Genomic DNA, 6,425 nt, shown 5'->3' with positions numbered 1-6,425 from the left:
GCGGCGGGCCAGTTGGCATGGATGGCGCCTGACACAACGCATTCGCGAGCAAGCCCGCTCCCACAGGGGGAGCGGCACTGATCCAAAAGAATGCGGTTATCTCGTCATGATCTTCCAAGAACAAGAGTCCATCATGAACATAGACGCCAAGCCTGTTGCAAACGTATCCCTGCTCGACGACAAGTCCATGGTCGAGAGTCATTCCATCGACTTCATCCCCGAGAGCGAGCGCACCGACAAACTGTCGAGCCAGGGCCCGTTCTGGTTTCTCGGCAACTTCACCTTCTTCACCATGACCATCGGCTTCGTCGGTCCGAGCGTCGGCCTGACCGCGCTCTGGACCACCCTGGCCGGCACGCTGGGCATCATGTTCGGTACGCTGTTCATGGCCTTTCACGGTTCGCAAGGCCCGCACCTGGGCCTGCCGCAGATGATCCAGTCCCGCGCGCAGTTCGGTTATCGCGGGGTGATCCTCGTGCTCTTGGCGACGCTGTTCGTGTTCGCCGGTTTCAACATCGTCAACCTGGTGCTGATGATGCAGGGGTTGCACACGCTGTTCGGCTTCAACCCCTTGGTGATTGCGGTGGCGGTGACCATTCCGGCAGCGGTGCTGGCGATCCTCGGTCACGACTGGATGCACCGCGCCTTCAAATGGGCGCTGTACCTGTCGCTGCCTTTGTACGGCCTGGTGACCCTGGCGGTGCTGATGGGCTGGGTGCCGGATGCGGTGCTGCCGCCGCTGGCCGAAGGCGAAGTGGCCCCGGCGCCGCTGGGCTTCAACTGGACCGGTTTCATCGCCCAGTTCGCGGCCGCCGCCAGCTACAACATCGCCTACGCCCCGTACGTGTCCGATTACTCGCGCTATCTGCCGAAGAACACCTCCAGCGGCAAGCTGATTGCGGTGGTATTCCTCGGCGCATCGCTGTCGGGTGCGTGGATGATTTCCGTGGGTGGCTGGCTGGCCGATCACCTGCATTCCACCGATGTGCTGGTGGCGCTGGGGCAAGTCGGCAATACCGTGTCGCCGCTGATGGGCACGGCGGTGGTAGTGGTCACCATCCTGGCGTTCCTGCCGGTGATCGCGATGAACATCTACAGCGCCAAGCTGACCACCCTGACCTGCGTCGACTCGATCAAGCACATCGAACCGACCCGCAAGGCGCGCATTCTCGCCATCCTGTTCGTGATCCTGCTGCAACTGGGCGTGGCCATGAGCATCCAGAGTTCCGGCAAGGGCCTGTCGGTGCTGGGGATCTACCTGGTGGTGATGCTGTACTTCCTGGTGCCCTGGACCTCGGTCAACCTCACCGACTACTTCTTCGTGCGCAAGGGTCGCTACGCCATCCCGCACTTCTTCATGCCCCACGGCAACATCTACGGCAACTGGGGCCTGCGCGGCATCCTCGCCTACGCCATCGGCTTCATCTCGATGATCCCGTTCTTCTACATCTTCGACGGCGTCGAGCAGCGCGAGGTGTACGTCGGCCCGCTGGCCAAGGCCCTGGGCAGCATCGACATCGCCTGGCTGGTCGGGCTGATCGTCTCGGGTTTGGCGTACTACTGGCTGAGCCGCTCGATCGACCTAAAGCGTGAAGAAACCGTCATTCAGCAGATCGAAAAAACCTGTCCGCAATACACAACCGGCGATTCGCTGGGCAAAGCAAAGATGCCCGTCTTCAACGAATCGGCGGTCCGGAGATAATCATGGCTACGCAAAAATACGACTACATCATCATCGGCGCAGGTTCGGCAGGTTGTGTGTTGGCCAACCGCCTGAGCGAAGACCCGGCGACCAGGGTCCTCGTCCTGGAATTCGGCGGCAGTGACCGCAGCGTGGTGATCCAGATGCCCAGCGCCTTCTCGATTCCGATGAACACCAAGAAGTACAACTGGCGCTACGAAACCGAGCCGGAAACCTACCTCGACGGCCGGCGCATTCACTGCCCCAGGGGCAAAGTGCTGGGTGGTTCGTCGTCGATCAACGGCCTGGTCTACATCCGTGGCCACGCCTGTGACTTCGACGAGTGGGAATCACTCGGTGCAGAGGGCTGGGGCTACAAGAATTGCCTGCCGTACTTCAAGCGCGCCGAGAGTTTCGAGTCGGGTGGCGACAGTTATCGCGGCCAGACCGGACCGTTGAGCACCACCAATGGCAACCACATGAAAAACCCGCTGTACGGGGCCTGGGTCGAAGCCGGCGCGGAAGCGGGCTACATCAAGACCGATGACTGCAACGGCTTCATGCAGGAAGGCTTTGGCGCGATGCACATGACCGTAAAAAACGGCGTGCGCTGCTCGACTGCCAACGCCTATCTACGCCCGGTGATGGACCGTCCGAACCTGACGGTGATCACCCATGCGATGACCCGGCAGATCATTCTCGACGGCAAGCGTGCGGTCGGGGTCATGTACGACCATGATGGCCAGACCCACCAGGTGTACTGCAACCGTGAAGTGCTGATTTCCTCCGGCCCGATCGGCTCGCCACATCTGCTGCAACGCTCCGGCATCGGCCCGGCCGAGGTCCTGCGCAAAGCCGGGGTCGAGGTGCGTCACGACCTGCCGGGCGTGGGGGAGAACCTGCAGGATCACGCCGAGGTGTATATCCAGTTCGGCTGCAAGGAGCCGGTGACGCTCAACAGCAAGATGGACCCGCTGAGCAAGCTGATGATCGGTTTGCGCTGGCTGCTGTTCAAGGACGGCCTGGGAGCCACCAACCACTTCGAGGCCGGCGGTTTCATTCGCTCCGACAAGGGCCTGCGCTGGCCGGACATTCAGTTCCACTTCCTGCCCGCCGCCATGCGCTACGACGGGAACAAGCCGATCAAGGGCCACGGGTTCATGGTGCTCACCGGTCCCAACAAACCGAAGAGCCGCGGTTATGTGCGGGTGCGTTCGGCCGATCCGTACGAGCACCCGGAAATCCGCTTCAACTACCTGGAGCGGGAAGAGGACCGCGAGGGCTTTCGCCGCTGCATTCGCCTGACCCGGGAAATCATCGGCCAGAAAGCGATGGACCGTTTCCGCGACGGTGAAATCGCCCCCGGAGCGCAAGTAACCACCGATGAGGAAATCGACGCTTTCGTCCGCGCCAATCTCGAAAGCACCTACCACCCTTGCGGCTCGTGCCGGATGGGCGAGGATGACATGGCAGTGGTGGATTCGGAGCTGCGTGTGCGTGGTATCGCCGGGCTGCGAGTGATCGATTCCTCGGTATTCCCGACCGAACCGAATGGCAACCTCAACGCGCCGACCATCATGCTTGCCGAGCGGGCCTCGGACCTGGTACGCGGCAAGCCAATGCTGCCGGCGGCGGAGGTGCCGGTGGGGTTGGTGGAGAATTGGGAGAACAGCCAGCGCTCGGCGTTGCCAGGGCGTAATGTGCGGGTTTGATCAAAGCAAAAGATCGTCCGTTGTCGATCGTTCCCACGCACCGCGTGGGAACGATCAAGGCCGTCGTTTTTTGCTACGCTCCAGGATCCCTGAGACCGCAATGGAGCACCCTCATGGCTATCCTGGCCCTGCGCGCCGACGCCTCGCATATCGACATCATCGCCCCCTTGTTCGACGCCTATCGCGGCTTCTACGGCCAGCCGTCGAACCTGGCGCAATCGCGCGCCTTCATCGCCGAACGCATCGCCCGCGACGAGTCGGTGATTTTCCATGCGGTGGACGAGGGCGGCGAGGCGCTGGGTTTCGTGCAGATGTTCCCGACCTTTTCCTCCATCGACGCCCATCGCACCTGGCTGCTGGGCGACCTGTTCACCACCCCGGCCGCACGCGGCAAAGGAGTGGGGACGCTGCTGATGAACACCGCCCGCGACTTTGCCCTGCTGATGGGGGCCAAGGGCATGACCCTGGAAACCGCGACCGACAACCACAGCGCACAGCGGTTATACGAATCGCTGGGGTATGTGCGCGACACCGGCTATTACACCTACTGCCTGGACCTGCGCCAAACCCCATTCCTGTAGGAGCGAGCACGCTCGCGATGGTCGTCAACGATGACGCTGGAAACCTGATGCCCCGCAGTGTTTGTACCTCCATCGCGAGCATGCTCGCTCCTACAGTGTGTCTCACTTGTCGCCGAATACCGGGCGCAGGAAGCTGCGCTCGTAGCTGAGGATGAACTTCTTGTCCTCGGCAAATTTGAAGGCGGCGATGCACTCTGGGTCTTTCATCGACTGTTGGCGGTAGGTTTCGTAGGCGGCCAGGCTCGGAAAGGTGAACATCGCCATGGCGATGTTGTTGGCGCCTTCGGACGGCAGGAAGTAGCCGTGATGCTGGCCACCGAATTTCTCCACCAGTGGAATCCACAGCTTGCCGTAGTGCTCGAAGGCATCGAGCTGGTAGGGGTCGAGCACGTATTTGAGATAGCAGGTGATCATCTTTTCTCTCCTTCAGTTCAAGGCTGGGTTGATTCGTCTGGCAGGTCGCGCATCACCCGCGCGCTCACCGGCGGCGCCTCTGCACCGCTGGCGTCACGCTTGAGCCATTCGGCTGGGGGCAGGCCCACCACATTTAAAAAGGTTCGGGAAAACGAGGCTTGCGAGCTGTAGCCGACGGTCGTGGCGATCACCTTGATCTGCACGCCTTCGCGCAACAGATCCTGTGCCAGTTTCATGCGCCAGGCGGTGACGTAGCCCATCGGCGAGATCTCCATGATCCGGGTGAAGCACGCCGAGAATTTCGAGCGGGACATGTTCGCCAGGCTCGCCAGTTTCTCCACGGTCCAGAGGACTTCGGGCTCCTGGTGAATGCGGTTGAACATCGTGGCCAGGCGCCCGTCCTGCAGGGCGTAGAGCAGGCCGCTGTCGATCCTGCCTTCGGTGACCGAGCGGCGCACCAGCATCACGAAGATGTATTCGAGCAACAGGTTCAGCGCCTTGGTTCGGCCCGGGGCCTGGTCCTGGAATTCACCGATCAGGCTGGCGATCAAGGGCGCGAGGTTTTCCAGTGTGCGGATCGGAAACACCAGGGTTTCCTTGAGTCCCAGGGGGAAGGGTTGCAGCGAGTTGCGCCCGAACCGGAACGATGCGCAGATCAGTTCCGCGCCCTCGGCGGAGCTGGAGCGCAGTTGGTAGCGGCAGCTGCTGGGACAGAACAGCACGCTGGGCTCGTTGATCGAAATCTTCGGCAGGCCCGGCTGCACCATGTCGATATCGCCGCGGCTGACGACATGGATGAACGCCATACCCGGCGGTTTGTCGAGCACCAGCGTGCCGTCCATGGGCCCGGCGAAAAACAGCCGACCTTGCAGGTGCGTGCGTTCGAAGAATTCGGAAAGAATGTCCATGTTGGAGACGCCCGGGTAAAGACTCTGTACGTCCTGGCAAAAGGGCAGCAGGGCAGGGCCGTAGGATGCAGTTCTCGCCGATGGTAATCAACGCCCCTTGTGGGTGCCACGGCCCAGAGCGATTTTTGTGTCCTTCACCGGAGTCCACCGCAATGAGCAACGATTCGATCCGCACCGCCACCCAGTACGCCGACCCGACCGAGCCCGCATTGCCGGACCCGGGCATGAAACTCGACCTGTCCCGCGCCGCGCTGGTGGTCATCGACCCACAGATCGACTTTCTCAGCCCTGAGGGTGTGAGCTGGGGCATCTTCGGCAAGAGCGTCGTCGAGCACGACGTGGTCAATCACCTGGGCCAGTTGTTTGCAGCGGCCAAAGGGGCGGGCATCACCGTTGCCGTGTCGCCGCATTATTACTATCCGTGCGATCACGAGTGGCATTTCGGCGGGCCGCTGGAGAAAGCCATGCACAGCATCTGCATGTTCGACCGCAAGGGGCCGTTGAGCCTTGAGGGCTTCGAGAATTCCGGTGCGGATTTCATGCCCGAGTTCAAACCCTACATCCTCGACGGCAAAACCATCATCGCGTCGCCGCACAAGGTCTACGGCCCGGAAACCAACGACCTGGCGCTGCAACTGCGCAAACACGGCGTGTCGCAGATCATTCTGGCGGGCATGGCGGCGAACCTGTGCGTCGAATCGCACCTGCGTGAACTGCTGGAGCAGGGCTTCGAAGTGGCCGTGGTCCGCGACGCCACCGCAGGTCCTTCGACTCCGGAAGGCGACGGCTACCTGGCGGCGCTGATCAACTACCGCTACATCGCCAATGCGCTGTGGACCACGGAGCAGACTGTCGCTTACCTCAAAGGCTGATGCACCCCCACACTGTAGGAGCCGAGCTTGCTCGCGATGCAAGCCCAGGCACCGCGGGGTATCAGGTGTCCAGCGTCATCGTTGGCGACCATTCGCGGGCAAGCCTCGCTCCCACAGGTTTTTGTGTTCACAGCCGATCAACTGTAGGAGCGAGCACGCTCGCGATGGAGGCCCGGACACCGCGGGGCATCAGGTTTCCAGCGTCATCGTTGACGACCATCGCGAGCAAGCTCGCTCCTACACCCTGTCTCGAACCC

General features: G+C 61.9%; 6 protein-coding genes. 4 read left to right on the top strand and 2 right to left on the bottom strand.

What is annotated here, in order from left to right; translation table 11 throughout:
* The first annotated feature begins 133 nt into the window (after window positions 1–133).
* From ACW9JE_RS06595 to ACW9JE_RS06585, 3 genes are all read left to right on the top strand, one after another.
* On the top strand, window positions 134–1,702 hold the full coding sequence (locus ACW9JE_RS06595; RefSeq protein ID WP_457432281.1) for a purine-cytosine permease family protein: 1,569 nt from the start codon (window positions 134–136) through the stop codon (window positions 1,700–1,702).
* Window positions 1,703–1,704: 2 nt separating this feature from the next.
* The gene (gene betA, locus ACW9JE_RS06590; protein ID WP_457432280.1) at window positions 1,705–3,393 is read left to right on the top strand and encodes a choline dehydrogenase; all 1,689 of its coding nucleotides are present in this window, start codon (window positions 1,705–1,707) and stop codon (window positions 3,391–3,393) included.
* A gap of 113 nt (window positions 3,394–3,506) precedes the next feature.
* The gene (locus tag ACW9JE_RS06585) at window positions 3,507–3,974 is read left to right on the top strand and encodes a GNAT family N-acetyltransferase (protein WP_457432279.1); all 468 of its coding nucleotides are present in this window, start codon (window positions 3,507–3,509) and stop codon (window positions 3,972–3,974) included.
* 102 nt (window positions 3,975–4,076) lie between these two features.
* Here the strand turns inward: ACW9JE_RS06585 and ACW9JE_RS06580 are convergent, their stop codons facing one another.
* Both ACW9JE_RS06580 and ACW9JE_RS06575 read right to left on the bottom strand, forming a co-directional pair.
* Entirely contained in the window at window positions 4,077–4,388 is a 312-nt protein-coding gene (locus ACW9JE_RS06580) for an NIPSNAP family protein (RefSeq protein ID WP_457432278.1), read from the bottom strand.
* A gap of 17 nt (window positions 4,389–4,405) precedes the next feature.
* Window positions 4,406–5,296, bottom strand: a complete 891-nt coding sequence (locus ACW9JE_RS06575) for an AraC family transcriptional regulator (protein ID WP_457432277.1) — start codon at window positions 5,294–5,296, stop codon at window positions 4,406–4,408.
* Between the two features lie 152 nt (window positions 5,297–5,448).
* On the opposite strand from ACW9JE_RS06575, the gene ACW9JE_RS06570 reads away from it, so the two are divergent.
* Complete coding sequence (locus ACW9JE_RS06570) at window positions 5,449–6,168, top strand: cysteine hydrolase family protein (RefSeq protein WP_457432276.1); 720 nt, start codon at window positions 5,449–5,451, stop codon at window positions 6,166–6,168.
* Window positions 6,169–6,425 lie beyond the last annotated feature (257 nt).

It is taken from the genome of Pseudomonas sp. SDO55104_S430, assembly GCF_054070595.1.
This window is presented reverse-complemented; position numbering and strand designations above follow the sequence as displayed.